Origin of the sequence: Olsenella uli (assembly GCF_016900775.1) — a bacterium.
Lineage (GTDB): Bacteria > Actinomycetota > Coriobacteriia > Coriobacteriales > Atopobiaceae > Thermophilibacter > Thermophilibacter uli_A.
The window spans coordinates 1-202 of record NZ_JACJKN010000065.1 but is presented as its reverse complement, the minus strand read 5'-3'; the positions used below and the strand labels follow the sequence as shown (position 1 = coordinate 202).

The 202-nt window shown below is 62.9% G+C and carries 1 rRNA gene; it reads right to left on the bottom strand.

The features are described 5' to 3' along the window. Window positions 1-112 precede the first annotated feature (112 nt). A 5S ribosomal RNA gene (gene rrf, locus H6A23_RS11330) occupies window positions 113-202 on the bottom strand; the annotation flags it as partial.

Below are 202 nucleotides of genomic sequence, written 5' to 3'. Positions count from 1 at the left end.
CCGATACAGAAAAAGCCGCCCCTGCGGACGGCTTAAACTGTGGCAAGCAAACGGGGAGGCCAGCGCGCAAAGGGCCAGGCTCCTCCAACTTCCGCGCAAAATGCCCCTTGTTGGTCAGCGACGTCCTGCTCTCCCACGGACTACTCCGCAGTACCATCGGCGCTCGGGGGCTTAACTTCCGGGTTCGGAATGGGACCGGGTG